The following is a 26568-nucleotide window of genomic DNA, read 5'->3' as shown; positions in this document are numbered from 1 at the left end:
CATGCCCTTCACGTTCGACTACCGCGACGGTGACGTGCTCGCGTGGTCGCTCACCGACGAGGGCGCGACTTACACGCGCGATGAATCCTATACGCCCACCATCTACGTGTCGGCGCACGGTGCGGGCCATCTCGCTGACGCTGCGGACGTGCTTCGCGGTCATCCCGCTGTGTCGCACGTTCGCGAGGTGAGCGAGCGCGTCAGTTTTCGCCACGACACAGAACCCGTCCTCGAAGTCGGCGTCACCGAACTCGACGCGGTGACCACGCTCGCCCACACCATCGCCGGGTGGGGGTCGCCGGGGACGTACCGCCCCTACAACGTGGACCTCTCGCGGGAGTATCGCTACTGCCTCGAAAACGACATCATGCCCCTGCCCGAGCGCGAGTTGCGCGTCCTGTCACTTTCCACGCCCGAGTCGAATCTCAGCCGGGGGCGCATCACGACGCTCAAACTCGACGACGAGACGGTCGAGGGCACGCCCGCGGAGGTTCTCGACGTGCTCTCCGTACGCCTCGACGCACAGGACCCGGACGTGTTCTTGCTCTCGACGAGCGAACTCGTTCCCGCCCTCTACGAGCAGGCGCGACAGGTCGGCAACGACGAGTTCTACCTCGGACGACTGCCCGGCTGGGAGCGTCTCGCCGGGAAATCGACGTACACGAGCTACGGCCGGGTGGGCCATTCGCCTGCTCGCTACAACCTTCCAGGACGAGTCATCATCGACCGCAGCAACACGTTCATGTGGAATCAGACGAACCTCGACGGCTGTCTGGACCTCGTGAAGCGTTCGGGGAAACCACTTCAGGAACTCGCGTGGGCGTCGATTGGCAACATCCTGACGGCCATCGAAATCAAGGAAGCCCGCAGACGCGGGGTGCTCGTCCCGTGGCACTCGTGGCGTCACGAGCAATTCAAGACGATGAACCAGCTTCACGAGGCCGACCGCGGCGGGTTCACCTTCGCGCCGAAGGTGGGCCTCCACGAGGACGTCCACGAACTCGACTTCTCCTCGCTGTATCCGAACATCATCGTGACGCGGAACGTGAGTCCCGAGAAGATTCGGTGTGACTGCCACGCCGGCCGCGAGGACGTGCCCGGTCTTGGTTACGCTATCTGCGACGAGCGCGGGTATCTCCCGAACGTGCTCGAACCGCTCATCGCAGACCGGGATGCGTACAAGCGCGAACTCGCAGAGACGGATGACCCAGCGCGGCGAGCCGTGCTCGAAGGTCGGTCGAACGCGCTCAAGTGGATTCTCGTCTCCTCCTTTGGCTACCAGGGCTTCTCGAACGCGAAGTTCGGGCGCATCGAGTGCCACGAGGCAATCAACGCCTTCGCACGCCAGATTCTCCTCGACGCGAAAGACGTGTTCGAGGCGAACGGCTGGCGCGTCGTCCACGGCATCGTGGATAGTCTCTGGGTGACGGCCGTCGAGGACGAGGAGCAGACGCCGCTCGACGAGTTGGCGAAGGAGATTACCGACGCGGTGGGCATTCGACTGGAGTACGAGACGGCCTACGACTGGATTGCTTTCGTCCCCCTACGGTCGAGCAACGCCGGGGCGCTGACCAAGTACTTCGGGAAGAAGGCGAGTGGCGAGTACAAATACCGGGGCATCGAGGTTCGCCAGCGGAGTACGCCTCCGTTCGTCAAAGAAGCGCAGAAGGACCTCATCGAGACGCTCGACACCCACCGGACGCCCGAGGCGGTGTGCGACCGTCTACAGGTGTGGCTGGGGAAGCTTCGGTCAGGGAAGGTGGACACCGCCGAACTGGTCGTCACGAATCGCGTCTCGAAGTCTCTGGAAGAGTATTCGCAATCGACGCGGAACGTGGCCGCACTGGAGCGGGCGGCGAAACTTGGACGGTCCCGTGGCCCGGGGCAGAAGGTGCAGTACGTCGTAGTCGACGACGCCGCGGACGACATCGACCGAGTTGCACTTGCAAGCGAGCACCCGAGTGAGTACGACGTCGAGTTCTACTGTGACCTTTTGCTCCGAGCGGCCGAGAGCGTGGTGTCACCACTCGGGTGGCGCCGGTCGCGGATATCGTCGTATCTGGCAGAGCGGGTGGATGCGTCGTTGAGTGCGTATTGAGTGAAACACCAGAACTTAAGATATCTCCTGCGCCACCAATACGAGAAATTATTCCTCGAAGTAAGAATTATATCCTTCACTCTGCAACTCCGAGTATGGTCGAGACAGACGCGAATGGACCACCTCCCTTCGAAGATGCGTTCGCCGGCGACGACGTCGAACAACGCATCTACGGCACCATCCTCCAGACCCGAGAACCGACGACAGCGAGTGCAATTGCCGACACCGCCGACTGTGACCCGAAGACTGCCCGGAAGTATCTGAACTGGTTCGACAATCTGGGAATCGTCACCCGACACGACGGCCATCCAGCCACCTACGAACGGAATGACGCGTACTTCGAGTGGCGGCGCATCAACCAGCTCGCAGCCGCCCATTCCGTCGAGGAGCTCCAGACCCGCGTTCGTGAGCTAACGACGCGCATCACCGAGTACGAAGACACGTACGATGCTGCGTCACCGGCCGCAGTCGACGCCATCGCCGTCGTAGAAGCCAGCGACAAACGGACCATCGACGACGTGTACAGCGACCTCGCTGACTGGGCGACCACCCGTGAGGAACGAGAACGCTACGAACGCGCCCGCCAGCAACGCATGGGCAGCGAACGCGAGCAGGCATCCGGGTAGTCCGCTCGATGGTGCCACCGACAGGCGATGGCGGGAGCCCTGCCCCCATCGACCGACCACTCCTCGAGTTTCTTCAAACGCGGCTCGCAGCAACGAGACAAGTCTCCCGAGCGACTGTCACGGACGCAAGCGGCCACCTCGAACTTCGCGTCCGGTTCGCGTCGCCGTACTATCCAGCGACCCTCGACGAGGCGACGCTGACGGTTCGCTGGTACACGAACGACGACTTCAAACTCCACTATCGAGAGACGCACGCGGACCACCCATGGGAGTGCCGGTGGGACCGTCACTCGAATCCCCATAATACACGAGCCCACTTCCACCCCCCACCCACCGCCTCGACACCTGGCCAGGACGCGTCGTGGCCGGACGATCATCGTGACGTCGTTGCACTTGTCCTCGACGAGATCGAAGACCGAATCGCGGCTCTGTGGGACGAGTACCGAGGATAGCTCGACGACGAACCGGGTCAGCCGTAAACCTTCGTCAGGCAAGGGGGTGAATCGACGGGGGATTCCCACCCGCTGGGAATCCGCCATTCGCTCTTTGTCCGTCCCCGAGTGGGTGTTGCTAGAGACCGTCACACGAGTCGGTCGGCGTCCCGAGCGTGCACCCACGACCATGACACGAACGAAACTTTCCCGGAGGGAAGCCCCGTCGAGCGAACGAACCGCGACGACAGATGCGCGAGCGAAAACTCAGTGCCCAGAGTGCAACGGGCGAATCGTCCAAGACGGCGGCCGCGGCGAATCGACGTGCGAGGATTGTGGCCTGTGGTCGACGAAGACGACCTCGACCACGGCCCCGAGTGGCGGGCGTACACCGCCGGCGAACGAGACGACAAGAGCCGCGTCGGCGCACCGACGACGCAACTCATCCACGATAAGGGCCTCAGTTCGACGATTAGCTGGCAGGACAAAGACGCCTACGGCAAGCCCGTCTCGGAACGCAAACGCAGTCGGCTGAAGCGCCTTCGCACGTGGGACGAACGCTACCGGACGAAAGATTCTCATGAGCGGAATCTCAGGCAGGCGCTCGGCGAAATCAGCCGCATGGCCTCTGCTCTCGGACTCGGCGAACCGATTCGCGAGACGGCGGGAGTCATCTACCGTCGCGCCCTCTCTGAAAATCTGCTGCCGGGCCGTTCCATCGAAGGAATGGCGACGGCATCGCTGTACGCTGCCGCGCGCCAGCAGGGCGTCCCGCGCCCGCTCTCCGAGTTTACCGAGGTCAGCCGGGTGGACGAGACGCGCATCCAGCGGGCGTATCGGTATCTCTCGCGGGAACTCGGCCTCGAAATCGAACCGGAGAATCCGGCGCAGTACCTCCCGCAGTTCGCCTCCGCCCTCGAGGTTGACGACGAGGTAGAACGACAGGCTCGCGAGCTGCTGGCCGTCTCGAAGGGGACGGGGGCGCACGTCGGCAAGAGTCCGGTTGGACTGGCCGCCGCGGCACTCTACGCTGCGACCCAACTCACGAACAGGAAGGTGACACAGGAGCGCGTCGGCGACGTGGCCCGCGTCAGCGTCGTCACCATCCGCAATCGCTATCAGGACCTGCTCACCGAATACGAGACCCAGCGAGATGTGTGACTCCCGAGGCGACCCCGCGAGCGAGTACGAAACGGGCGTCGAGCGTGCGGTTCTCCAGACGCTGGCCGACAGCACCCCGCGCCACGCCATGGAAATCGCAGACGCCGTCTCACATCACCCGATTACGGTCGAACGAGCCTGTTCGCGCCTCGTCGAACGGGGGCACATCCGCTCGCTGACTGGCGGGTACTTCGAACGCACCGAACGCGGCGAACGACTGCTCGACGCGCGAGCGGAGGTTCGAATCTGACCGCATTTCCCGGGTCGCCGGTGCCTGTGCCAGCCATCGGCCGTCGTCAGCAACCGGATAGCCTTTGCAGGGCCACCTGTAACGTCACCTAATGGTGTTCGACGCCAGCGAATCTGCGGACACGCCGGGCCTGCAGGCTGTCCTCGAAGCGCTGGACGATACCGACTGCCGGGCCATCCTTCGCGAAACAGCCGAACCTATGACTGCAACCGACCTCATCGACGCCTGTGACATTCCCCGGTCTACCCTGTACCGGAAACTCGAACTGCTCAGTACCGCCTCGCTCGTCCGTGAACGAGACGTCATCAACCCCGAGGGCGGTCGAACGACGCGCTACGAACGCGACTTCGACGCCGTGACGATAGCCGTGACCGACGACGACACGTTCTCTGTATCCGTCGAGCGACCACCCCAGAACGCCGGCGAGCGCCTCGCCGACATCTGGTCGAAGATGGGTGAAGAACTATGACGATGACCGGAACCGCCATCGTGGTCGTCAAGACTGTGATTCTGCTGCTCGGCAGCGGCGTCACGTACATCGCCTTCAGCGCGTATCGCCGGACTGGTGCGCGTTCGCTCCGTGCGCTCGGTATCGGCTTCGGCGTCATCACCTTTGGCGCGTTGCTCGCGGGTGTCGCCAATCAGTTACTTTCGGTGTCGCTCGAACTGGGCGTTCTGATAAACAGCGTCCTCGTCGCCATCGGCTTCGCCATCATCATGTACTCGCTGATTATCGAACGCGGGTGAGGAGAAAGTCACCGGCTGTTTCTGCGGGCTGAATTACCGGACGACGTGCGCTGGCGTCTCGCCGTCGAGGTAGGCTTCGAGTTGCGAGGCGATGATGCGCGGGCCGCCGAGAACGGCGTCGCGGGTCGAACCAGCGACGTGGGGCGTCAGGATGACGCCGTCGAGGTCGAACAGCGGGTGGCCTTCGGGAATCGGCTCGTCTTCGAACACGTCGAGGGCTGCGCCGGCGATGGCTCCCTCGGAGACGGCGTCGACGAGCGCGTCGGTATCGACGAGGCCGCCGCGGGCGGTGTTGACGAGGTAGCCCTCGTCGTTCATCTGGTCGAACTCCTCGCGGCCAATCATCCGTTTCGTGTCCTCTGAGAGGCGAACGTGAAGCGTCACGGCGTCGGCCTCGGCGAGCAGCGTTTCGAGGTCGGCGGGTTGCGCTCCCGCCCCCTCGATGTCGTCGTCGGGGACGAACGGGTCGTAGACCAGCAGTTCGGGATTGAAGCCAGCAAGGCGGCGGGCGACGCCGCGGCCGATGTGTCCGAAACCGACGATGCCGATGGTCGTCGTTCGCACGTCTGGGGGCAACTGGTCGGGGTCGAACACCTGGCTCCACTCGCCGGTCGAGAGTTCGGCGTGGTTGAACGGAATCTCGCGCAGGCGCGAGAGCAGCATCGAGACGGCGTAGTCGGCGACTGCGTCGCGATTTCGTCCCGGTGCGTGCAGGACGGTCACATCGTTTTCTGTGGCGGCTTCGATGTCCACGTTCTCGGTTCCGCCCCGGGCCGCACCGACAATCGAGAGGTCGGCTCCCTCGATGAGTTCGCGCGAAACCGGCGCTTTGTGGACGACGAGCACGTCGATGCCCTCGAGATTCGCCGCGATGTCGTCGGTGTCGTAGCTACCCGGCCCGAGCGACTCCATGTCCATCGTCACGTCGCGAAATTCGGTCGGGGACGCCTCGCCCAACCAATCCATTCGCTCGAACGTCACGCCCTGGTCTTCGAGTCCACAGAGTGCCTCGTACATGTATTCGCTCGGCTGCTGTGGATCTCCGCAGAGAAGTACCCTCATTCGACTCTACGCTCTGTGGCCAGCGACTTGAGCGTTTCCCACGGCCGTTCCATCGCATCTTTTGCCTCGAAAAACGCTTCACTCACGGTTCGATACTGGGCGTTCGTCTGAGGGTCGGGGTCGTACCGGCGGGCAGTCCCGACTGTGCGCTCGACCGCCGTTCCGGCGTTCGGATAGACGCCGGCGGCCACGCCACCACACAGCGCCGCGCCGAGCGCGCCTGTTTCACGTTCTGCGGGAACCTTCACGGGGAGTGCCGAGATATCGGCGAACAACTGGGTCCACGTCTCGCTCTGTGCGCCGCCTCCCGTCAGGCGAATCGCGTCGAGATTAGCGTCGATGGAATCGAGTGCGCTCGTCTGCGTGATTGCGACGCCCTCGTAAATCGCCCGGAGCATGTGTGCCGTCGTGTGTTCGAGGCGAAGGCCGTAGAAGCCGCCGGCGCTGTTCGGGTCGTCGGTCGAACCCTTGAGAAACGGGTGGAACACGAGGCCATTCGCGCCGGAGGCGACGCCTGCGACTGCCTCCTCGTAAACGTCGTAGGGCGAACAGCCGCGTTCTGTGGCCTCCTGTCGCCAGTCGCCCCCGCAGTTCTCGACGAACCACTCGACGCAGGCCGCCCCGGACCGGATTCCCTTGTAGCGAAGCCACCCGTCGAGATAGCGTCGGGGGAGGCCTTCGTCGCCGTCCCCTGGTTTGTCGAGGACGGCGACGCTCTGGCCCCACGTCCCGAGAATGATGAGGCCGTCGCCCTGGCTCACGATACCCGCACCGAGTGTGCAGGCGGCGACGTCTTGCAGGCCCGTGGCGACGGGCGTGCCCTCTGGAAATCCGGTCTGCGCCGCGGCCGTTTTTGTGACCGTCCCGATGGGCTCCGTGCTTGCCACCACGGGCGGCAGCGCGTCGTATGCTTCTTCGATGTCGAGCGCGGCGAACACCCGTTCGTCGTACTCGGCGTCCGGGCCGTAGAACACGCTCCCCTCGGAGGGGTCGGTCGCGCATTCGCCCGTGAGTCGGTGGGTGAGCACGTCCTTCGAGAACAGCACTGTCTCCAACCGGTCGTAGGTGGCCGGGTCGTGCTCCCGAAGCCAGACGAGGAGGCTGAGCGGGTCTGCGCCGAACGGCTCCCAGCCGAGGCGTTCGACGACCTCCTCACGGGCGTCCGGACGATGCTGCTCGATGGCGTCGATGCCGCGGTTGTCGGTCGATTTGATGCCACAGACCGGCGTGCCGTCGGCGTCGAGTCCGTAGAGGCCGTGGCCGTGGCCCGCGACGCCGACGCCCGCGATGTTGTCGGGCGAGACGGCTGCGTCGTCGTCGAGGACGGCGGCGACCGTTTCGCACACCGTCGCCCACAGGCGGTCGTGGTCCTGCTCGTCGCGATCGGGAGCCGTCTCGACCGCGGGCGTCGCGCGGGAGGCACTCGCGAGTTCGGTGCCCTCGGCGTCGAAGGCCGTCACCGTGACGTTCGTGAGGCCGGCGTCGATGCCGACGAGGACCGGGGCTGATTCAGCACCACTCATTTCTCTACGTACACCGACTCCCCGGCGCTGCCGGTCAGTTCACAGAGATCAGCCATCACGTCGGCGATGCGGTCGCGGACGGCTTCGGAGACGACGTGCGGGTGGAAGTGGGTCTTCTGTGGTTCCCAGTCGCTGTCGGCGAAGAAGCTCGCCCGGTCGTCTGCGACGCCTTCGGGCGGTCGAATCGCGTCAGCGTGCTCGTGGTAGAAGTCCGCGGCGGTCCGAGCGTACTCGTACTGATACCGTGTGTTCTTGTTGAACTTGCAGACGCCAGCGTCGAGCAGTTCTTCGATGCGTTCGTCCGCGACTCCGGAGGCCCCGTGGACGACGAGCGGGGTGTCCAGCCCGGCATCGGCGAGTGCGTCGTTGATTTCGACGGCGAGGTCCGGGCGCACGTCGAGGTCGCGCCCCGAGGCGACGCCGTGTTGGGTTCCGATGGACACCGCGAGGAGGTCACAGCCCGTCCGCTCGACGAATTCGACGGCGTCTGCGGGGTCGGTGTAGAACGCCTCGTCGTCGGGCGTCTCGGTGCTCCCCTCGATGCCAGCGATACGCCCGAGTTCCGCCTCCACGAGCACGTCGTCACCGACCCGTTCTACGGCTTCTGCGGTCAGTTCGACGTTCTGCTCGAACGGTTCCGAAGAGGCATCGACCATCACGGAGTCAGGGACGCCCGACTCGACGGCTGCTTCGAGGAAGTCGAAGTTGTCGGGGACGTGAACGTGGTCGATATTGCAGTACGCCGCGACCCCGTACCGTTCTGCGAGCGTTTCGAGACACGCGCCGAAGACCTGGACGCCGACGGCCGGGTCACCTCCGCCGAAGAACGCCGCTTCCTCGTAACCCAGTTGCACGACGAGGTCCGAGTCTGCGGCCGCACTTCCCTGTAAGAGCCCGACGAGAATGTCGAAATGCGTGACGTTGCTCGCAAAGAATCCGTACCGCCCCTCCCGAGCGCGGTCGTAACACTCGCGGAGCGAAATAGTGCCAGTGGCTGTCATAGCGGGTAGAAACTGGCAATACAGATTATACTTACGTCATCCACCGATTTTGCGCTCGTGGGTGGATTTGGCGACGCGGCACGCTGTCCGCCCGGCTGCGGTCGGTTCCACCCGCTTCGAACGACAGTGGTCGTGGGTCGCTCTTTATAACTACGCGTCCGTTTCATGCCGGTTAGGAGAGCCATACTCTTTGCCGAATCGGGCGATGTGACGCGAATGGTAACTGGGAACGGGCTCTGGGGCGAGCGCACTCGCTCCGTCTCATTGCATCCTCGGGGAGGGGTGACCGCGTAGATGAACGTCTTCGTTCAGCTCCTCGCCTCGAAACTGGTGGAGCCAGCGCCGCGCATCTCGGCGACGAAGTTCGACGTAGAGGACAACGTCGGCGAGAGCATCCACATCCACCTCCGGAACCTGCGCTTGGAGATGAGCATCGAGGATTTCGAGCACTTCGCGGACAACCTCACTGCAGCACACCGGGAGCTCACGAATGGGAATCGTTGAGACCACGCTGAGCGAGTTCGACCTCTCGGAACTCGCCCCCTGTAAAATCGAACAGGACACGAGTGGCATCATCCACCTTCACCTCGGGAGTTTTCGCATCGAAGTCACGCCCGAGGAGTTCGAGGATATCGTTCACGTCGTTGAGGAAGGACGCGGAGAACTTCGAACCATAAAGAACGGCGAACCCGTCGACAACACCCCACCGCATGTCGACGACACGGCAACCGACCACGCAGAAGACGGGCCACGGACGACCACCCTCTCTGCGGCCCAACAGCAAACGCTCCGCGAAACGTTCGTCGCGCTGGACGCCCACGACATTCCGTACGCGGTGCTCCGGAGCTACGACGAACTTCCCGAGGCGCTGGTCGGGAGCGACGTGGACATTCTGGTGGACGCAGCCCGCTACGACGACGCAGTGGCCGTCTGCCAAGCGCGCTTCGAACCGTCCGTGCCGCGAATCGACAACCTGCTCTACATCGCTGGCATCGCCGCACGAAAGCCACTGCTCACGCTCCGTACGCTGGTCACCAGCCCAAGCGACGTCGCGTCGTTCATTAAACGTCGACTCTTCGCCTCCAACTTCGGAAGTCGAGACTACATCGCCCGGTCGTTTTCGCAGGAAAACCTCTCAGTCGAACTGGTGAACCACCTCGCTTACGCCTCCCCGCTCGACGGGTCGATGATTCGGACGGCCGCGAGCGTTGAACAGGGCATGCTTGCCCGGCGTCTCGACCACGGCGTGTTCTACGGCCCGGCCCCCGCCGACGAACTCACCCACCTCATCGCCCGCGGCGTCTACGACCACAATGGCGTGTTCCCCGAGCGGTACGTCGCCCGGTGTGACCACCTCCGGGAACTCGTGTACAGCGACTCCCAGAGCGCCGTGACGTTCGAGACGCTCCTCGCAGACCTGTTCTACGGTGCCGCACCGCTGGTCTCTGCTCTCGTCGCTGCTGGCGAGTACAACTGTATTTGGCCAAGACTCGTCAGTCACGACGGTTACTGACTTCTCGAATTCACTTCCTCATCGACCCCTGGCGAGGGCGCGACGAACTGTCCCGCTTCGAACGTAATCTGTTCAGGTTCTGCGACGACCTTGAGGTCATCGCGCTCTCGCGCTTCTTCGACGAGTGCCTCAGAAGCGTACACGCGGTGCAGGTGCATCGTGTCCGAGGCGCGGACGACGCGGACCGTCTCCGGTTCGACGACGCCGATAGTCGAGAGTGCCGCGACGAGGCCCGCTCTGTCAGTTTCGACCGCTGGCGGGATTCTGACGCCGCGAATCGTGCTCGCCGTGATGGCGTTGATGAGCGTCGTCGGGGTTTCGATTTCGGCGAGGATGTCGCCGTGGATGAAATCAGCGGAACCGATGCCCATGGCGTTGCCGTGGGTCGCGTCGGTGAGGCCGCGGGCGAAGATGCGCTTTATGGTCGGCTGGTCGGGCTCGGGTTCGTTGATGGCGAAGGGACGACGCCCGATGACGTTCGTGTCCATGCCCTGCCCGCTAATGTTCTTCCCAACGTCGTCCAGGACGAGCACGTCGATGTCGTCGAACGGTAGCGTGGGCATGCTATCGGAGGCGAGTTCGAGCAGTTCGCGCTCCCGGTCGAGGAAGCCCTCCGGGCGGACGCCCTCGACGATGGCGGTGTCGTCGTGCTGGTCTTCGACGAGGGCGACCCCGCCCACCACGGGGAGGGTGGCGAGCAACTGCTCGGTAATTTCCGGAATCATGTTCCGAAAACTCCAGTCGATGGCCCACTCGTGGGCGATTTTCGCGCCGCGCTGTTTGCCCATGCCGATGACGAGCATCTTCGAGAGGCCGCTCTCGACCGGGCCGTCGAAGTCGGTGTGGGGTTTCACGCGATTGACGGGCAGGATGGCGTCGGCGGCCACCGCGTTCGCGTCGGCTACCACAGGTACGTCGCGGTCTGCGGTTCGCCCCACTTCGACGACGTCCATGTCGGAGCGAATCTCACAGCCAATCGCCTCGGGCGTCACGCCCAGCGTCGCGAGCATCTCGCGTTGGCCCGCTGTGGTCGCGCCGCCGTGGCTCCCCATCGCCGGAAAGACGAATGGCTCGTAACCCAGTTCAGCGACGGTTTCGACGACCGTGGCGACGATGAGCGCGAGGTTGGCGATGCCGCGACTTCCAGCGCCGACCGCCACCTCGCCGCCGTTCGGAACGCCGTCCCAGTCGAGCGCCCGAACCGCCTCGGCGGTCTGTGTCCGCAGTTCGGATTCGGTGAGCGGGTTCGTTTCCCACACCTGTTCGATGCGTCCCATTCGCGGCAGTGCCCGGTCGCCACAGGCGTCGAGTACGGTTGCCTCTGGGACGGTGAGCCCTCGTTGCGTCATGTCTACCTGCAACCACCGAATTCGCGGAGTTAAACGTATGGGAACTGACAGCGGTTCGCACGCGAGAGGGGTAATCCGTCGTCGAACCTTCGCGGAGGGGAACGATTTAGGAGGCCGGCCCCGGTCTGTAGTGACAGGAAATGACACGCATACTCTCCGGGGATGAGGTTCGCTCGCTGCTCGACCTCGATGCCGTCCTCGACGTGGTGGCCGACGCACTCCAGAAGCAGGGTCGCGGCGACGTCGAACGCCCCGCACGCCCGCACTTTCCAATCGGTCGGGGCCTCGACGCCGACCGGCCAGATGAGTCGCTCGGGACGGGCCTCGTGATGCCTGCGTACATCCACGGGAGCCAGTACGTCGCGACGAAACTCGTGACCGTCCACCCCGAGAACAAAACACGCGACCATCCGACGATTCACGCCCAGATTGCGGTGACTGACGCGGAGACCGGCGTGCCGGTGGCCTACATGGACGGGTCGCACATCACTGCGGCACGGACGAGCGCCATCGGCGGCCTCGCTGCCCGCGAACTCACCGAGGGACCAATCTCAGTCGCGGTCATCGGCGGGGGCACGCAGGCGCGCTGGCAGGTTCGGGCGATTGCCACCGCGGGGAACGTCGAATCGGTCACGATGTTCGACCACACCGACGACACGCTCGCGGACGCAGTGGCGGAACTCGAAGACGAGCTCGATGTGCCCATCAGCGCCGCCGAATCCCCCGAAGACGCCGTGTCCGGGGCGTCGGTGGTCGTCACCGCGACGACGAGTGTGGAACCGGTGTTCCCCGGTGACGCCCTCCCCCCGGGAACTGTGGTCGTCGCCATCGGCGCGTACACCGCCGAAATGCAGGAACTCGACGCGGAGACCTTCTCCCGGGCGAGTAGGGTCTTCGCTGACGTGCCCGAGGAGGTTGCGGAAATCGGTGACATCCTCGCGAGCGACCTCGACGAATCGGCGCTCGTCCCCTTCTCGGCTCTGCTGAGTGGCGAGGTGGGTCGCGAATCCGCGGACGACATCGTCGTGGTCGAAAGCGTGGGCTCTGCGGTGATGGACGCAGCGGTCGCCGGCCACGTCTTCGACCGATCGAAAGCCGAGAACGTCGGGCTCGACACGCGTCTCTGAGTGTCACTCCGTGTGGCTCTCCGCTTGGCGCGATTTTATTAGCACCGTGGTACGACATCACGTACATGAGCAGTGACGGACGGGTCGTCCACATCTTCACGGCTCCGGACACGGGCGACGACATGGTCGAACAGGCGTCGGTGAACGCAGTGGAGAATCGTGGTATCGAGGGCGACCGCTACTACAAAGGAAAGGGCATCTGGAACGAGTGGGAAGAAGACGAGAACAACGAGGCCAGCGAGATCACCTTCATCGAGGCCGAGGCCATCGAGGCTTGCCGCGAGGACTACGACATCGACCTCGAACCGAGCGACGCTCGCCGGAACGTCGTGACTCGCGGCGTCCCGCTCAACCACCTGGTCGGAAAACAGTTCACGGTCGGGGAGGCAGTCTGTGAGGGTCTCAACCTCTGTGAGCCCTGTGGTTACATGCAGGGGCTCGTCGGGAAGGGGAAGGTCGCAGAAGCGCTGAAACACCGCGGTGGACTGGACGCTCGCATCGTGAAATCCGGTGAAATCTCGCGCGACGACGCGATTTCCCTGTGAGGAAGCACCGATGACAGACGCAACCATTCTCGACGTCGCCATGGACGACACCCTCACCCTCCGCGTGCGAACCGGCCCCGACTATCCAGACGGCGGCAACCACCTCTGCTACGTCGACATCGTTGACGACGGCGAGGAACTCGCGAGCATCAACTCCCCCTCAAAACCGTGGGAGAACTTCACCCGCGCGATGGTGAGCCAAATCGTCGCAAAGCGCGTCTCTGGCTACGATTCTGCGGACGCGGTCAGCGAGCGGATGCTCGCCGCGTTCGACGCGAGAAGAGACGAGTTCGACGAGATTTACGGCTGGGACTGACTCCGGAGCTAACGCTCGGAGTTCAATCGTCGGCGTGGAACTCCTCCGGAGTGAAGGTGACGCCGTTGATTTCGAGTTCCTCTGGAACTCGCGCTGTGTCGTGAGTGCCGACTGGTGGGACGTTCACGTCGGCGGCCGCCGAGATGGTGAGGTCTGTCTCGTCATCGAGAGCGGTCATCTCACCGTCCGCGTCGCGAGCGTCCTGGTCGATTCGCATCGAGCAGAACTCGACGCCGCACATCGAGCAGAACCGAGCTTCTTTGTAGTTGTCACCGGGCAGCGTCTGGTCGTGGAACTCCTGTGCCCGGGCGGGGTCGAGCGCGAGTTCGAACTGTCGACGCCAGTCGAAGTCGTATCGCGCCTCGGAGAGCGCGTCGTCCCAGTCACGAGCGCCGGGTAAGTCGTTCGCCACATCCGCAGCGTGGGCCGCGATGCGATAGGCGGCGAGGCCTTCTCGCACGTCGTCCTCGTCCGGTAGGCCGAGGTGTTCTTTCGGCGTGACGTAGCATAGCATCGCGGCACCGGAGCGAGCGGCTTCGGTCGCCCCGATTGCGCTCGTGATGTGGTCGTAGCCAGGTGCGATGTCGGTGACTAGCGGTCCGAGAACGTAGAACGGAGCGCCGTCACAGACGGCCTGTTGGCGTTCGACGTTGTTCGCAATCTGGTCCATCGGAACGTGACCGGGGCCTTCGACCATCACTTGGACGCCGTGGTCCCACGCGGTCCGGGTGAGTTCCCCGAGCGTGTCGAGTTCGGCGAACTGGGCTTCGTCGCTTGCGTCGGCGAGACATCCCGGTCGGAGGCCGTCACCGAGGGAAAACGTCACGTCGTGGCTGGCGAAGGTTTCACAGATCTCTTCGAACTTCGCGTACAGTGGGTTTTGCATCCCGTTTTCTTCCATCCACTGAGCCAGAATCGACCCGCCCCGCGAGACGACGCCGGTCTTTCTGCCGTCGGTCAGGGGAGGTGTTCCAGCAGAACGCCTGCGTGAATCGTCATGTAATCGACCCCCTGTTTCGCCTGCTTCTCGATGACCGAAAGGAGAAGTTCGTGAGTGAGGTCAGCGGGACCGTCGGCGTGTTTGACCGCTTCGTAGATGGGAACTGTGCCGACGGGTACGGGGGAAAATTCGACGTTCCGACGACGAATGTCGTCCAGGTCGGTTCCCGTAGAGAGGTCCATCACTGTATCTGCGCCGTAGTGGACCGCGCTGTGGAGTTTTCTGAGCTCCCCTTCGACGCTGCTCGTCGTCTCGCTGTTTCCGATGTTCGCGTTGACCTTCGTCGCGAACTCCTGCCCGATGATCATCGGGTCGAGCGCGTCGTGGGCGTGGTTGTTCGGGATGACTGCCTGACCGTCCGCGACCTGTCGGCGCACGAACGCCGGGTCGCGGTTCTCTCTGTCTGCGATTCGTTCCATCGCGGGCGTTATCTTACCGGACCTCGCACGCTGAAGCTGGGTTCGCGCCATTAATTACTCAGTTGTATTACTGAGTAATATATCTGCGGGTGTACAGCGCGCCGGTCGGAGACCATCGCCATGGGGCCGCGCCATGCACTGGATGTACGAGTCCATCTTGACATCGGCCTGAACGCTTACCAGTGAGGCTCCTGAACCCACCGACAATGACTGACAGCGAACGCTCGGTCTCGAACGAACTCGACCGGGACATCGGTCTCGTCGGCGCGATAGCCCTGGGGGTGGGCACGATGATCGCGGCCGGCATCTTCGTGCTCTCGGGGCTCGCGGTGAGCAACGTCGGCGCCGCAGCCATTATCTCGTTCCTCCTCGCCGGGGTGGTCGCAGGATTCACCGCGTTGGCCTACGCAGAATTCGCCTCGCTGTATCCGGAAAGCGGCGGTGGGTACGCCTACGTCGCGAACGTCTTCGACAGCGACCTCACCTACATCGTCGGGTGGTCCATCATTCTCGGCTATCCGGCGAGTGCGGCCTTCTACTTGGCCTCCTTCGCGAGTTGGTTCGAGCGGTTCATCTACCCCGCTTTGCACATCCCGCAGGCCGTCCCGTACTGGCTTTCGGGGGTACTCGTCCTCTCGCTCCTCGTCGGGGTCAACTTGAAGGGGACAGAGGAGACAGGGATGTTCCAGGTCGTCGTCACCGGCCTCAAGGTGGCACTCATCGTGTTGTTCCTGTTCGGCGGGTTGCAGGCCCTCGATATGTCCGTGGTCCGTGAGTCCTTCACCGGGAACATCACGCAGTTCGCCCAGCTTGGGGTGACCACGACGCTCGTGTTCATCACGTTCTTCGGCTTCGAGGCCATCGCAACCAACGCTGAAGAAATCGAAGACCCGGGCCGGACGATACCGCGGGCCATCTTCATCTCGATGGGATTCGTCTCGGTCGTCTACGCGCTCGTCGTCCTCGTCATCGTCCTCGCCATCAACGACCAGACGTTCCTCGCCCGTCTCGCAGAGCAAGTCGGGCAGGTGTCCGGCATCGAAGCGGCGCGAGAGTACGTCGCGACTCACGGCGAAGTGTCGATGGCCTACGCCTCCCAGTACTACCTCGGCGACATCGGCTTCTACGTCATCATCGTCGGGGCGCTTCTCTCGATGATTTCTGCGGCCAACGCCACCATCCTCGCCGGGTCGCGGGTGAAACTCGCCATGAGTCGGCGGGGCCACCTCCCTGCGGTGTTCGGCGACCTGAGCGACCGGTTCAACACGCCGTACGCCTCGGTGCTCCTCACGGGCGGCCTTATCCTGTTTTACATTCTCGTGTTCAGCGTCCTGTTCGGGACGCCCCCGGGAAGCGAGTCGGCGACGACGCCGCTTGGCATCCATCTCGGCCTCCACTCTATCGCCCACTTCGCCGACTTCATGCTGCTCGCGGGGCTCATCTTCGTGAACGTCGCGCTCATCCAGTCGCGACGAAAGGAGCCGGACCTTGACCGCGGCTTTGAGGTTCCGCTCGTCCCGTGGATTCCGATTCTCGCCATCCTCGCGAACCTCGTGCTTGTGACGCAGGTCGAACCGAAGGCGCTCGTCATCGGCCTAATCGCCGAACTCGTGGGTATCGCGTTCTGGTTCGGCTACCTGAAGCGAACCCGGGCCGAAGATTCGAAAGACATTGCGCCGACTATCGCCTCGCGGAGCCAGGTGACCGCCTGTGAGCGCGACGAACGCCTCCTGGTCCCGGTCGCCCGGACAGAGAACGTAGAACAGCTTATGGCGACGGCGATAGACGTCGCTCGCGCCCGGGATGCAGAGCTTCTGGTAATGAGCGCGGTGACGATTCCGGAACAGACGCCGTTCGAGCGAGCCGACCGGTTCGTAGACGAGGAGGAAACCATCGTGAACGAGGCGATGGCGTTCGCCGACGGAACCGGCGTCCCGGTTCAGGGGCTCGTCCGCGTGGGCCATCACCCCGAAGACATCATCCTCCACACACTCGACCAGCACGACTGCGACGCCGTGCTCATGGGGTGGAGCGGAGCGGGCCGGCGTCGTCGCCGGGACATCGTCGTCGGCAGCACCGTCGACGACGTGGTGCGAGCGGCCGACGCAGACGTGCTCGTCGAACGAGTGGGTGAAACGGCCACCGGTGACATCGATTCGATTCTCGTCCCGACGGCGGGTGGTCCGCACGCAAAGCTCGCCGGTGCGGTGGCCGCAGCCATCGCCCGCACCGAGGATGCGCCGTGTGCGGTCGTCCACGTTCTCGACTCGGACGCGTCGGACGCAGCGCGCGAAGCGGCACAGGCGGTTGTCGAGGAGACGGCGGCCGCCATCGACCACGCGGCTGTCGAAACGCGCGTCCTCTCCGGCGACGACGTGACCGAGCGCCTGCTCGAAGAGACGGCGAACCACGACGTCACCGTCATTGGCGCGACAGAGCGAAGTCGGCTCAGACAGGTCGTCTTCGGTGTGCTCCCAGAGACCATCGGTCGGAAGGCTCGGAACACCACTATTATGGTTCGGGCACAGCCCGGGACGACGACTCGGGTCGCGCGTCAGCTTCGTCGGTGGCTGCCCGGCGACTGATTCGCGGCTTTTTGTCGAATCTGTACGCTCGGCGGAAGGCTGTTGCAGTCCTAACAAATAGCTAATTTTGCCGCTTAAGTGGAATCTCAGCGTCCGTAAAATCTCCTGATTTCGCTCAACAGAGGCTTCGCACTGCTGGTTCTCGACACTGGTTTTAGGCCGGCCTAAAAATCGGAGCGCTTATTGCGGTTTAGGTTGGCCTAAAACACTGTATGCGTCTCAACAGCAGACGAAATAAAATGCGTCACACAGCTGAACCGACCTGCATCTGGAGGGCAGACGCGTGAGTTATCGCGGGTGTGAAAACGGGCGTATCCTCGCCCAGCAGGCCGCTCGCGAGTCAAACGCCCGGACGTATCCTCGCCACTTACCACTCGCCATCCGCGAGGCGCAGGGCATCACCGTGACCGACATGGACGGGAACGAGTACTACGACTGCCTCGCCGGGGCTGGAACGCTCGCACTCGGCCACAATCACCCGAGGGTCAGGGAAGCCATCGAGCGCGTCCTCGCCGCGGACCGCCCGCTTCACACCCTCGACATCTCGACGCCGACCAAAGAGCGATTCGTCGATTCGTTGTTCGAGAGTCTGCCCGACGAGTTCGCCAGTCGGGCGAAAGTTCAGTTCTGTAGCCCGGCGGGAACTGACGCCGTCGAGGCGGCGCTCAAACTTGTGAAGACGGTGACGGGGAATCGTAGCATCCTCGCCTTCCAGGGCGGGTACCACGGGATGACGAACGGTGCGCTTTCGTTGATGGGCAACACGGACGCCAAAACGCCAATCTCGGGCCTGATGGCAGCCGTCCACCACCTCCCGTACCCTGCCGACTTCCGCTGTCCGTTCGGGGTTGGCGGTGAGGCGGGCCATCGCCTGGCGAGCACGTACGTCGAGAACCTCCTTTCGAACCCAGAAAGCGGCATCACGGACCCCGCAGGCATGATTCTCGAACCCGTGCAAGGTGAAGGCGGTTCGATTCCCGCACCGGACGGGTGGCTCCACGAAATGCGTCGCATCACCCGCGAACGGGACGTTCCGCTCATCGTCGACGAGATTCAGACCGGCCTCGGGCGGACGGGTGCGACCTACGCCTTCGAACACGCCGACATCACCCCCGACGTGGTGACGCTCTCGAAAGCTATCGGCGGCGGTCTCCCCCTTGCCGTGGTCGTTTACGACGAGTCGCTCGACGTCTGGGAACCCGGCGCGCACGCCGGTACGTTCCGCGGCAACCAACTCGCCATGGCGGCGGGTGAGGCGACCATCGACTACGTCCTCGAACACGACCTCGCTACCCGCGCCGAGACGCTCGGCGCACGACTCGCTGGCCAACTCGAAACGACCGCCGAACGTTTCCAGGAAATCGGCGACGTTCGCGGGCGGGGGCTCATGCTCGGCGTCGAGTTCGTCGACCGCGACGCGACGTGGACGGGTGCGGGACCGCACGCTCCAGACGGTGACGTTGCCGCGGCCGTCCGCGCCGAGTGCTTCGAGCGCGGCCTCATCGTCGAACTCGGTGGGCGGGAGAGCGCCACCGCGCGATTCCTTCCACCGCTGGTCGTGACTCGCCAGCAGGTTGACGACATCGCAGCCATCTTCGAGGAAGCCGTGGAAGCGGTCGTAAACGAGAACCCGACACCCGAGGAGGCAGCCGCATGAGCGCAGACGACCTGTTCCTCGGGACCGGGGCAGGCGCGGAAACCTACCGGAAGGCGATGCGGCGCGCGACGGAAGCCGTCATCGAGTGTGTGGGCGACGACCAGAAGCCGTACTCGGGACAATCGCCGGACGAACTCGCAGAACTGTTCGCAGGCCCGGTCATCCCCGAAACAGGAAGTGGGCTCGAAGCGGCCATCGACATCGTTGCCGAGTCGGTTCTTGAACACTCGGTTGACCCGTCTAATCCCCGATGCGCTGCCCACTTGCAGTGTCCACCGCTGATCTCGGGACTCGCCGCCGAAGTCATGGTTGCTGCGACGAACCAGTCGCTCGATTCGTTCGACCAGGCTCCGGCTGCGACGGTGCTCGAACAGCGCGTGGTCGACGCACTCTGTGGCGAATTCGACTTACCCGCCAGCGCGGATGGGGTGTTCACGAGCGGTGGAACCCAGTCGAACTTCCAGGCGCTGCTGCTCGCCCGCGACCGCTATTGCAGTCGAACCTTCGGCCAGACCGTGCAGGCAACGGGACTTCCCGCAGAAGCCGATTCGCTCCGCATCCTGTGCTCGGATGGGGCCCATTTCACCGCCAAACAGGCAGCCCACCACCTCGGCCTCGGGGAGGACGCCGTCGTGACTGTCGCGACTGACGAGAACCGTCGCATCGACCTAGCTGCCCTCGATGCCGTGCTCGCGGATCTGGAGACGAGCGACGCCGAACCGTTCGCGCTCGTCGGCACGGCGGGAACCACCGATTTCGGCAGCATCGACCCGCTCTCAGCCCTCGCAGACCGGGCGACTGTCCACGACCTGTGGTTCCACGTGGACGCTGCCTACGGCGGGGCGCTCGCGTTCTCTGACGACTACGCATCGCTGCTCGCCGGAATCGAACGTGCGGACTCTGTGGCGGTCGATTTCCACAAGTTGTTCTACCAGCCAATCAGCTGCGGCGCGCTGTTGCTCCGCGACGGCGGGGAGTTCGAGTGGATGGCGCGAAACGCCGCCTACCTCAATCCAGAAGCACACGACGCGGCGGGCGTCCCCAATCTCGTCGCGAAATCGGTGCAGACGACCCGCCGATTCGACGCGCTCAAACCGTACCTCACGTTCCGTGCCCTCGGCCGGTCGGGCATCGCCAAACTGGTCGAAGACACGCTCGCGCTGGCCGACGAAGCGGCGTCGCTCATCGAGAGAGCACCGGATTTCGAACTGCTCTGTGACCCGACGCTCAACGCCGTCGTCTTTCGCTACCAACCCGATGCGGGCATGTCGGACGACATGGTGAGTCGGCTGAACGCTGCCGTGCGGGAGCGTTTGCTCGCGGACGGTCGAGCCATCGCCGCCCGCACTGAAGTCGATGGCGTCACCAGCCTGAAGTTCACGCTGTTGAACCCGACGGCCACGACGGCGGATGTGGCCGGAATGCTCGACGCCATCCGCGAGTGTGGACAGCGCGTCGCCGCAGAACAGGGGGCGCTCGCATGAGCCTCGAATCCCCACCCCGTCAGGGGTCTGCTATCGACCCCGAGACGCGAGCAGACGAGGCGACAGTTCACGCTTTTCTCAACTGCTACCTGCGGGAAACCGGCGGCTACGACGTGCTCACCCGTCCCGTTGCCGGCGTCGAACCCGGGAAAGCTGGACTCGTCAGAAAACGGCTGTCAGCACAGGGTATCGACCTGCTCGCGCCACTCGCCCACCGCTCGCCTACCGAGCGTCACCTGTTCGAGACGCCGGTTCACTACCGATTTACTGACGGGGCGGTCCATCCTGCCGATGCGACGACGCTCGCCGCGCTCGTGGTAAAGGACCTCGCGCTTTCGCGGGACGGCGAGGCGGTCCCCGACGAACTGCTCGAACGCGTCCTCAGGAGCAAGCGGAACGTGGCGTTGTTCGTCGAAGCACGGGCTGACGACGAAGCACGGCACACGGGCGAGCACGTCTCGTTTCGCGACGCAGAGCAGTCGCTCGTGTTCGGACACCATCGCCACCCGACGCCGAAGAGTCGGCAGGGAATCACCGCGAGAAATCGTGAGTCGTACGCGCCGGAACTTCGGGGGTCGCTCAGACTCCACTACTTCCGGGCGGACCCCGCGCTCGTCTGGTCGGATTCCGCACTCGACACGGCTGCAGAGACGTGGGTAAAAGACGCGCTTCGTGACGATTCATCGGTTTCCGAATCATTCCTCGAAGCACACGTCGAGCATGACGACGTGCTCCTGCCCGTCCATCCGTGGCAGGCGCGCTACCTCCTCGACCAGCCACACGTCCAGCGACATCTCGGAGACGGACTCTCCCACCTCGGCCCCGTGGGTCGGGAGTTCTACCCCACGACGTCGGTCCGGACGCTCTACAGTCCCGACGCGCCGTTCATGGTGAAATCCTCGTTGAACGTGAAGATAACCAACTCTGTTCGAGCGAACAAGCGGCCGGAACTCGAACGCGGCGTTGCGGTCACAGAACTCCTCGACACCGCGTTTGGCGACGAACTCGCGCGGGAATTCCCGAAGTTCGATATCGTCCGCGACCCCGCGTTCCTCGCTCTCGACGTTCGAGATGGTCGGGAAACGGGTCTCGAAACCGTCCTCCGGGAGAACCCCTTCCGCGGCGAATTTGCAGCGCAGTCCACTCCGGTTGTGGCGCTCTGTCAGGACGCCATCAGTGGCCACTCGCGGCTCGGACGCCTCGTCGCAGCAATCGCAGAGCGTGAGGGCCGGCCACGAGCGGCCGTGTGTGAAGACTGGTTTCAGCGATACCTCGAAGTCGCCATTCGTCCCGTGTTGTGGCTCTACCTCGTGCAGGGCGTCGGCGTCGAAGCCCACCAGCAAAACTCGGTGCTCACGCTCGACGACGCGGGCTATCCGAGCGAATTTCGCTACCGAGACAACCAGGGATTCTACTTCCCCGAATCGAAGTACCCTGAAGTTGCGTCGTACCTGCCGGGCGTCGGCGAGCGCGCAGACACCATCTGCGCGGATGCCATCGCGGACGAGCGACTCCGCTACTACGTCATCTTGAACAACACCTTCGACGTGGTGAACGCCTTCGGCTGTACTGGATTTATCGACGAACAGCCGCTGTTGGCGCTTTTGCGTGAGGAACTCGAACGCGCCCGAGAACGCTACGACCGGGCCAGTTCCGCGTTTCTTGACCCGCTGTTCGACTCGCCGACCGTCCCCTGCAAGGCGAACTTGCTGACCACCTTCCGCGGGTGGGACGAACTGGAGAACGACCTCGAGAATCAGTCCGTCTACACCGACGTGAAAAACCCGCTCGTCACCGACCTCGACCCATGATTCGACAATCCAAACTCGACGATTCACCGTACGACTTCCAGACGTTCGACGCGGGCATCGACCGGACAATTTCGCTCCGCCCGGTGACGCTCGCCCGAGACTTGCATCGTCTGCACGCCTGGCTCGGACGCGACCACGTCAAACCCTACTGGCAACTCGACCTGCCGCTCGCGGCGTTTCGAGACCGCCTCGCGGAGAAACTCGACGACACCCACCTCACCCCCTTCATCGGGTGTCTCGACCACGTTCCGATGAGTTACTGGGAGTGCTACTGGGCGGCCGACGACGACGTTGCGAACCACTACGACGCAGCCCCCACAGACCAGGGCGTCCACCTGCTCATCGGCCCCGAAGAATACCTCGGGAAGGGCTATTCGCTTTCGCTGCTGCGAGCAGTCGTCGCCATGCAGTTTCGCCACGCAGAGACCGACCGCGTCGTCGCCGAACCGGACGTTCGAAACGACCGCGTCATCCACGTCTTCGAGGAGTGCGGCTTCGAACCGCGTGAGGAGTTCCACTTCGCGGAGGCCGAAAAGGAGGCGCTCCTCATGGTCTGTGAGCGCGAGCGGTTCGAATCGACCGTACTCGCCGAGGCCCCCGTCTCGTTCGCGGAAGGTGATCGGGCGTGACAGACCAGCAGGTTCACGACGTGGTCGGGGTCGGCCTTGGCCCGTTCAACCTCGGTCTCGCCGCCCTGCTCGACGGGGCTTCCGCCGACGTGGACGCGGTGTTCCTGGAACGCGAACCCGAGTTCAACTGGCACGAGGGGATGCTCCTCGAAGGGACGACCCTCGAAGTGCCCTTCCTCGCCGACCTCGTGACGCTCGCAGACCCCACGAATCCACACAGCTACCTCAACTACCTGCGGGAGACGGGTCGAATTTACGAGTTTTACTTCTACGAGACGTTCCAGACGCCTCGTCGAGAGTACAACGACTACCTCCGGTGGGTCGTCGACTCGCTCGCTTCCTGTCGGTTCGACCGCGAAGTGACCACCGTCGAGTGGGACGAGAAATGCGAGTGCTTCGAAGTTGTGGCATGCCACCCGGCCACTGGCGAGCGGTTCGTCTATCGAAGCAGGCATCTCGCACTCGGTATCGGGAGCGGTCCGCAGATTCCGGACCACCTGCAGGGGCACCCCGAGACGGACGTGTTCCACACGGCGCGGTATCGCCACAACCGCGAGCGCGTGCTCCAGGCGGACTCCGTCACCGTCGTCGGGTCGGGACAGAGCGCAGCCGAGGTGTTTCAAGACCTCCTCGAACGGCAGGTGGCGAACGACTACCGACTCGATTGGCTCACCCGTTCGGCCGGTTTCTTCCCGATGGAGTACTCGAAACTCGGCCTCCAGCACTTCTCGCCCGAGTACGAACAGTACGTCTACGACCTGCCACAGGCGACCAAAGACGAACTCATTCCGAATCAGGACCTGCTCTACAAGGGCATCGACCCGGGAACGAGCGCCGAAATCTACGACCTGCTCTATCGGCGCTCCATCGGCGGCGACCGGCCCGACGTCGGCCTCTTCGCGATGACGGCGGTCTGCGACATCGAACCCGTGGGCGACGCCTACGCGCTCGACTGTCGCCAGTGGCAGGCCGACGAGACGTTCGTCCACGAAAGCGACGTGGTCGTCCTCGGGACAGGGTACGAACGGCAGGTTCCCGACTTCCTCGCCCCGCTCGCCGACGCCATCGCGTGGGACGAACAGGGGCGCTACGAGGTGACCCCAGACCACCGCCTCGACATCGACGTTCCCGGCGAGGTGTTCCTCCAGAACGCAAGCGTTCACACCCACGGCGTCGGCGTGCCGGACCTCGGTCTCGGCTGCTATCACAACACGAAGTTCGTCAACCGACTCGTTGGCGAGCAGGTGTATCCCGAGGATACGAACACTGTCTTCCAGGATTTCTCGCTCGAACAGTTTTGCGAACACGCACCGGGCGCGTCCCGTACCGGCGGACGTGAACCAATTCCAACACACACCCAGAACGACGACTCATGAATCCACACGACACGACGCGACAGAACGCACTGACCCCAGACATCTGGCAGACGGTCGAACGCCGACTGCTTGCGAAGATGCTCGCAGAATTCACCTACGAGGAGATCATCGAACCCCGAAAGGTGGACGCGCGCGGCGACCGTGCAGTCTATCGCTTCAGCTTCGGCGAGGCAGCGTATCGCTTCGAGGCGGCTCCACGCTTGATGGACAGTTTGCACGTCTACGAGGAGACAGTCGAGCGCCGTATTGACGACGAATGGACCGCCTTCACCGACCCACTCCGATTCTTGCGCGACCTTGGGTCGGCCAGTGACTTAGCGGGACTCACCGAAGGAAATCTCGTCCGCGAATACAAACGCACGCTGCTCGCCGACGCCCACATCGAGGCGCGAAAGCGTGATGAGACGGAGAAACACCTGCTCGAACTCGATTACGCACACCTCGAAGGCGAGATGGCGGGCCACCCGTGGATTACCTACAACAAGGGTCGCCTCGGGTGGGGTTACGACGCGTACCGGGCGTATGCTCCAGAGCGCAAACAGCCTGTAATCCTCTCGTGGCTCGCCGTTCGAAAAGACCGCGCGACGTTCGTCGGAACTGAAACCGTCGACCACGACTCTCTCGTTCAGAACGAACTCGGAAGCCATTACGACCTGTTCTGCGAACGCCTCGATTCCCGTGGTCTCGACCCGGATGACTTTTACTTCGTCCCCGTCCACGATTGGCAGTGGGACCACAGCATCGTCCCGCTGTTCGCAGACGACATCGCTGCGAACGATATCGTTCCACTCGGTGAGGGGCCGGATGAATACCTGCCCCAGCAGTCGGTTCGAACGTTCGTCAACGTAGACGACAGCGAGAAACACCACGTGAAGGTTCCGATGCGCATCCTCAACACGCTCGTCTGGCGGGGACTTCCGGGCGAGCGGACGGAACTCGCGCCGACGGTAACCGAGTACGTGAAAGACATCTACGAACGCGACGAGTTCTTACAGGAGCAGGGATTGATTCTTCCGGGTGAGATAGCCGGCATCAACTACGACCACGGGGACTTCACCGACATCAACGGGTCGCCCTACCAGTACCACGAACTGCTCGGGGCCGTCTGGCGCGAGTCGATTTACACGTTCCTCGACGACGGCGAGGAGGCTATCACGCTCTCTGCGCTGATGCACGTCGACGGCGACGGGGTGTCCTCCATCTCACGGTTGGTAGACCAGTCCGACCTCTCGCTCGACGAGTGGTTGGCGGAATTCATGGAGACGATTCTGTCACCGTTGCTTCACTTCCTCTACCGCTACGGGACGGTCTTCTCCCCGCACGGCCAGAACACGATTCTCGTCGTCGAGGACGGCGTCCCCACCCGACTTGCCGTCAAGGATTTCGTGGACGACGTGAACGTGAGCGACCAGCCACTGCCCGAACTCGACGCCCTGCCCGATGACCTCCACGAGATTCTCCGAAAAGAGCCGCCGGAGGGACTGTGCCAGTTCATCTTCTCGGGACTGTTCGTCTGCGTCTTCCGGTACGTCGCAGACGTTCTCGAAGAACACGAGGCCTATCCCGAGGAACGCTTCTGGGCACACGCCCGAAGCGCGATTCTCGACTATCAGGCTGCACACCCCGAACTCGAATCTCGTTTCGACCTGTTCGACCTCCTGCAACCGGAATACACGAAGCTCTGTCTCAATCGCAATCGCATCTTCGAGTACGGCTACGACGACGCGCCGGGACGGCCCCACGCCTCGGAACACGGAACGGTCAGCAACCCGCTCCAGGACGTCGCGGACGTGACGCTCAACGACCCCACACCCACCACGTCCACAGACGACTGAGGGCGGGTGGCCACCTTCCGTTC

22 protein-coding genes and 2 pseudogenes are annotated in these 26568 nt (G+C 63.7%); 19 read left to right on the top strand and 5 right to left on the bottom strand.

The window, feature by feature from the left end; translation table 11 throughout:
• Position 1: 1 nt before the first annotated feature.
• The 7 genes and pseudogenes from P0648_RS20365 (at position 2) to P0648_RS20335 (ending at position 5313) form a co-directional block, all read left to right on the top strand.
• Complete coding sequence (locus P0648_RS20365; protein WP_276248516.1) at positions 2-2098, top strand: type B DNA-directed DNA polymerase; 2097 nt, start codon at positions 2-4, stop codon at positions 2096-2098.
• Positions 2099-2193: 95 nt separating this feature from the next.
• Positions 2194-2724: a sugar-specific transcriptional regulator TrmB gene (locus P0648_RS20360; protein ID WP_277506219.1), complete on the top strand. Its 531-nt coding sequence runs from the start codon at positions 2194-2196 to the stop codon at positions 2722-2724.
• An 8-nt stretch (positions 2725-2732) separates the two neighbouring features.
• Complete coding sequence (locus P0648_RS20355) at positions 2733-3176, top strand: hypothetical protein (RefSeq protein ID WP_276248514.1); 444 nt, start codon at positions 2733-2735, stop codon at positions 3174-3176.
• A 169-nt stretch (positions 3177-3345) separates the two neighbouring features.
• A pseudogene (locus tag P0648_RS20350) lies at positions 3346-4316 on the top strand (transcription initiation factor IIB family protein).
• Positions 4309-4566, top strand: a complete 258-nt coding sequence (locus tag P0648_RS20345; RefSeq protein WP_276248512.1) for a transcriptional regulator — start codon at positions 4309-4311, stop codon at positions 4564-4566. Before P0648_RS20350 ends, P0648_RS20345 begins: the two are co-directional and overlap by 8 nt.
• Positions 4567-4657: 91 nt before the next feature.
• Complete coding sequence (locus P0648_RS20340; RefSeq protein ID WP_276275160.1) at positions 4658-5035, top strand: helix-turn-helix domain-containing protein; 378 nt, start codon at positions 4658-4660, stop codon at positions 5033-5035.
• Entirely contained in the window at positions 5032-5313 is a 282-nt protein-coding gene (locus tag P0648_RS20335; RefSeq protein WP_276248510.1) for a hypothetical protein, read from the top strand. Before P0648_RS20340 ends, P0648_RS20335 begins: the two co-directional genes overlap by 4 nt.
• Positions 5314-5346: 33 nt before the next feature.
• Here the strand turns inward: P0648_RS20335 and P0648_RS20330 are convergent, their stop codons facing one another.
• Genes P0648_RS20330 through fba form a run of 3 tightly spaced genes read right to left on the bottom strand, consistent with a single transcriptional unit; the run spans position 5347 to position 8899 of the window.
• On the bottom strand, positions 5347-6375 hold the full coding sequence (locus P0648_RS20330; protein ID WP_276275161.1) for a 2-hydroxyacid dehydrogenase: 1029 nt from the start codon (positions 6373-6375) through the stop codon (positions 5347-5349).
• Positions 6372-7898: an FGGY-family carbohydrate kinase gene (locus P0648_RS20325; RefSeq protein ID WP_277506216.1), complete on the bottom strand. Its 1527-nt coding sequence runs from the start codon at positions 7896-7898 to the stop codon at positions 6372-6374. The genes P0648_RS20330 and P0648_RS20325 overlap by 4 nt, the downstream gene beginning before the upstream one ends.
• Positions 7895-8899 (bottom strand): class II fructose-bisphosphate aldolase, encoded by a 1005-nt coding sequence (fba, locus tag P0648_RS20320; protein WP_277506215.1) that lies wholly within the window; start codon positions 8897-8899, stop codon positions 7895-7897. Before fba ends, P0648_RS20325 begins: the two co-directional genes overlap by 4 nt.
• A gap of 294 nt (positions 8900-9193) precedes the next feature.
• Here fba and P0648_RS20315 point away from each other — a divergent pair, with 294 nt between their 5' ends.
• Complete coding sequence (locus tag P0648_RS20315) at positions 9194-9403, top strand: hypothetical protein (RefSeq protein WP_277506214.1); 210 nt, start codon at positions 9194-9196, stop codon at positions 9401-9403.
• A complete protein-coding gene (locus P0648_RS20310; protein WP_277506213.1) occupies positions 9390-10412 on the top strand; it encodes a hypothetical protein in 1023 nt (340 codons plus the stop codon). The genes P0648_RS20315 and P0648_RS20310 overlap by 14 nt, the downstream gene beginning before the upstream one ends.
• Here P0648_RS20310 and P0648_RS20305 read toward each other — a convergent pair.
• Positions 10406-11761: a DUF362 domain-containing protein gene (locus tag P0648_RS20305; protein WP_277506212.1), complete on the bottom strand. Its 1356-nt coding sequence runs from the start codon at positions 11759-11761 to the stop codon at positions 10406-10408. The genes P0648_RS20310 and P0648_RS20305 overlap by 7 nt on opposite strands.
• 140 nt (positions 11762-11901) lie before the next feature.
• Here P0648_RS20305 and P0648_RS20300 point away from each other — a divergent pair, with 140 nt between their 5' ends.
• The 3 genes from P0648_RS20300 to P0648_RS20290 all read left to right on the top strand — a co-directional run bounded on the left by P0648_RS20300 (position 11902) and on the right by P0648_RS20290 (position 13749).
• On the top strand, positions 11902-12888 hold the full coding sequence (locus tag P0648_RS20300; protein ID WP_277506211.1) for an ornithine cyclodeaminase family protein: 987 nt from the start codon (positions 11902-11904) through the stop codon (positions 12886-12888).
• A 65-nt stretch (positions 12889-12953) separates the two neighbouring features.
• Positions 12954-13433, top strand: a complete 480-nt coding sequence (locus P0648_RS20295; RefSeq protein ID WP_276248501.1) for an MOSC domain-containing protein — start codon at positions 12954-12956, stop codon at positions 13431-13433.
• Positions 13434-13443: 10 nt separating this feature from the next.
• On the top strand, positions 13444-13749 hold the full coding sequence (locus P0648_RS20290; RefSeq protein WP_276248500.1) for a hypothetical protein: 306 nt from the start codon (positions 13444-13446) through the stop codon (positions 13747-13749).
• A 22-nt stretch (positions 13750-13771) separates the two neighbouring features.
• Here the strand turns inward: P0648_RS20290 and thiC are convergent.
• Positions 13772-15168: pseudogene (gene thiC / locus P0648_RS20285) on the bottom strand (phosphomethylpyrimidine synthase ThiC).
• Between the two features lie 206 nt (positions 15169-15374).
• On the opposite strand from thiC, the gene P0648_RS20280 reads away from it, so the two are divergent.
• From P0648_RS20280 to P0648_RS20250, 7 genes are all read left to right on the top strand, one after another.
• Positions 15375-17753: an amino acid permease gene (locus P0648_RS20280; RefSeq protein ID WP_276275167.1), complete on the top strand. Its 2379-nt coding sequence runs from the start codon at positions 15375-15377 to the stop codon at positions 17751-17753.
• A 283-nt stretch (positions 17754-18036) separates the two neighbouring features.
• The gene (locus P0648_RS20275) at positions 18037-19410 is read left to right on the top strand and encodes a diaminobutyrate--2-oxoglutarate transaminase (RefSeq protein WP_277506210.1); all 1374 of its coding nucleotides are present in this window, start codon (positions 18037-18039) and stop codon (positions 19408-19410) included.
• Entirely contained in the window at positions 19407-20894 is a 1488-nt protein-coding gene (locus P0648_RS20270; protein WP_277506209.1) for an aspartate aminotransferase family protein, read from the top strand. Before P0648_RS20275 ends, P0648_RS20270 begins: the two co-directional genes overlap by 4 nt.
• Complete coding sequence (locus P0648_RS20265) at positions 20891-22705, top strand: IucA/IucC family siderophore biosynthesis protein (RefSeq protein WP_277506207.1); 1815 nt, start codon at positions 20891-20893, stop codon at positions 22703-22705. The genes P0648_RS20270 and P0648_RS20265 overlap by 4 nt, the downstream gene beginning before the upstream one ends.
• Entirely contained in the window at positions 22702-23334 is a 633-nt protein-coding gene (locus P0648_RS20260; protein WP_277506205.1) for a GNAT family N-acetyltransferase, read from the top strand. Before P0648_RS20265 ends, P0648_RS20260 begins: the two co-directional genes overlap by 4 nt.
• On the top strand, positions 23331-24710 hold the full coding sequence (locus tag P0648_RS20255; RefSeq protein WP_276275172.1) for a lysine N(6)-hydroxylase/L-ornithine N(5)-oxygenase family protein: 1380 nt from the start codon (positions 23331-23333) through the stop codon (positions 24708-24710). The genes P0648_RS20260 and P0648_RS20255 overlap by 4 nt, the downstream gene beginning before the upstream one ends.
• A complete protein-coding gene (locus tag P0648_RS20250) occupies positions 24707-26545 on the top strand; it encodes an IucA/IucC family siderophore biosynthesis protein (protein WP_277506203.1) in 1839 nt (612 codons plus the stop codon). Before P0648_RS20255 ends, P0648_RS20250 begins: the two co-directional genes overlap by 4 nt.
• Positions 26546-26568 lie beyond the last annotated feature (23 nt).

The organism is Haladaptatus sp. DYSN1, assembly GCF_029489995.1.
In the GTDB taxonomy this organism is placed as follows: domain Archaea; phylum Halobacteriota; class Halobacteria; order Halobacteriales; family Halococcaceae; genus QDMS2.
The sequence above is the reverse complement of the archived record's forward strand: the minus strand, read 5'-3'. Positions and strand labels throughout refer to the sequence as shown.

What these genes read in the sequence shown, in the direction of transcription:
- P0648_RS20360 (WP_277506219.1), top strand. Translation starts at nt 2,194, where the DNA reads ATGGTCGAGACAGACGCGAATGGACCACCTCCCTTCGAAGATGCGTTC.
- fba (WP_277506215.1), bottom strand. Translation starts at nt 8,899, where the DNA reads ATGACAGCCACTGGCACTATTTCGCTCCGCGAGTGTTACGACCGCGCT.
- P0648_RS20355 (WP_276248514.1), top strand. Translation starts at nt 2,733, where the DNA reads ATGGTGCCACCGACAGGCGATGGCGGGAGCCCTGCCCCCATCGACCGA.
- P0648_RS20250 (WP_277506203.1), top strand. Translation starts at nt 24,707, where the DNA reads ATGAATCCACACGACACGACGCGACAGAACGCACTGACCCCAGACATC.
- P0648_RS20305 (WP_277506212.1), bottom strand. Translation starts at nt 11,761, where the DNA reads ATGACGCAACGAGGGCTCACCGTCCCAGAGGCAACCGTACTCGACGCC.
- P0648_RS20330 (WP_276275161.1), bottom strand. Translation starts at nt 6,375, where the DNA reads ATGAGGGTACTTCTCTGCGGAGATCCACAGCAGCCGAGCGAATACATG.
- P0648_RS20280 (WP_276275167.1), top strand. Translation starts at nt 15,375, where the DNA reads ATGACTGACAGCGAACGCTCGGTCTCGAACGAACTCGACCGGGACATC.
- P0648_RS20340 (WP_276275160.1), top strand. Translation starts at nt 4,658, where the DNA reads ATGGTGTTCGACGCCAGCGAATCTGCGGACACGCCGGGCCTGCAGGCT.
- P0648_RS20310 (WP_277506213.1), top strand. Translation starts at nt 9,390, where the DNA reads ATGGGAATCGTTGAGACCACGCTGAGCGAGTTCGACCTCTCGGAACTC.
- P0648_RS20365 (WP_276248516.1), top strand. Translation starts at nt 2, where the DNA reads ATGCCCTTCACGTTCGACTACCGCGACGGTGACGTGCTCGCGTGGTCG.
- P0648_RS20260 (WP_277506205.1), top strand. Translation starts at nt 22,702, where the DNA reads ATGATTCGACAATCCAAACTCGACGATTCACCGTACGACTTCCAGACG.
- P0648_RS20315 (WP_277506214.1), top strand. Translation starts at nt 9,194, where the DNA reads ATGAACGTCTTCGTTCAGCTCCTCGCCTCGAAACTGGTGGAGCCAGCG.
- P0648_RS20270 (WP_277506209.1), top strand. Translation starts at nt 19,407, where the DNA reads ATGAGCGCAGACGACCTGTTCCTCGGGACCGGGGCAGGCGCGGAAACC.
- P0648_RS20265 (WP_277506207.1), top strand. Translation starts at nt 20,891, where the DNA reads ATGAGCCTCGAATCCCCACCCCGTCAGGGGTCTGCTATCGACCCCGAG.
- P0648_RS20300 (WP_277506211.1), top strand. Translation starts at nt 11,902, where the DNA reads ATGACACGCATACTCTCCGGGGATGAGGTTCGCTCGCTGCTCGACCTC.
- P0648_RS20325 (WP_277506216.1), bottom strand. Translation starts at nt 7,898, where the DNA reads ATGAGTGGTGCTGAATCAGCCCCGGTCCTCGTCGGCATCGACGCCGGC.
- P0648_RS20345 (WP_276248512.1), top strand. Translation starts at nt 4,309, where the DNA reads ATGTGTGACTCCCGAGGCGACCCCGCGAGCGAGTACGAAACGGGCGTC.
- P0648_RS20295 (WP_276248501.1), top strand. Translation starts at nt 12,954, where the DNA reads ATGAGCAGTGACGGACGGGTCGTCCACATCTTCACGGCTCCGGACACG.
- P0648_RS20290 (WP_276248500.1), top strand. Translation starts at nt 13,444, where the DNA reads ATGACAGACGCAACCATTCTCGACGTCGCCATGGACGACACCCTCACC.
- P0648_RS20335 (WP_276248510.1), top strand. Translation starts at nt 5,032, where the DNA reads ATGACGATGACCGGAACCGCCATCGTGGTCGTCAAGACTGTGATTCTG.